The sequence below is a fragment of the Mycobacterium persicum genome (genome assembly GCF_002086675.1).
In the GTDB taxonomy this organism is placed as follows: Bacteria; Actinomycetota; Actinomycetes; order Mycobacteriales; family Mycobacteriaceae; genus Mycobacterium; species Mycobacterium persicum.
Window position 1 is genome coordinate 1 of record NZ_MVIF01000303.1, and the last position, 501, is coordinate 501.

The following is a 501-nucleotide window of genomic DNA, read 5'->3' on the forward strand; positions in this document are numbered from 1 at the left end:
CGGCCGCGGCGGGGCGGGGACTCGCGCGGGCGGGCCCGGCGGTAACGGCGGCGCTGCCGGGTTGTTCGGCAACGGCGGCGCCGGCGGCGCCGGCGGAAGCGTCAATGCCGGCACTGCCGGTGCCGGTGGCGCCGGCGGTGCCGGCGGCATACTCGTCGGCAACGGCGGCGCCGGCGGCGCCGGCGGAGTCAGCACTGGGCTCGCCGGCACCGGCGGCATCGGTGGGGCCGGCGGCAACGCCGTGGGGCTGTTCGGTCACGGCGGCGCCGGTGGTCGGGGTGGCACCGGCATCGTCAGCGGGGGCGTCGGCGGCGCCGGCGGTTCCGGTGGCTTGCTTGTCGGCGACGGCGGGTCCGGCGGCGGCGGTGGTGCCGGGAGTTCAGTTGGGGGCGGAGCCGGCGGGGCCGGCGGCAACGCCGTCGGGTTGTTCGGCGACGGCGGCGCCGGTGGCGTCGGTGGGCAGGGGAGCGGCAGCGCACACGCCGGCGATGGCGGCGCCGG

The 501-nt window shown here is 81.2% G+C and carries 1 protein-coding gene; it reads left to right on the forward strand.

Annotated features, from left to right (window positions below; all coding sequences use genetic code 11):
• Positions 1–501, forward strand: a 501-nt coding sequence (locus BST40_RS33670; protein WP_208618960.1) for a hypothetical protein, incomplete at both ends; no start/stop codon positions are given.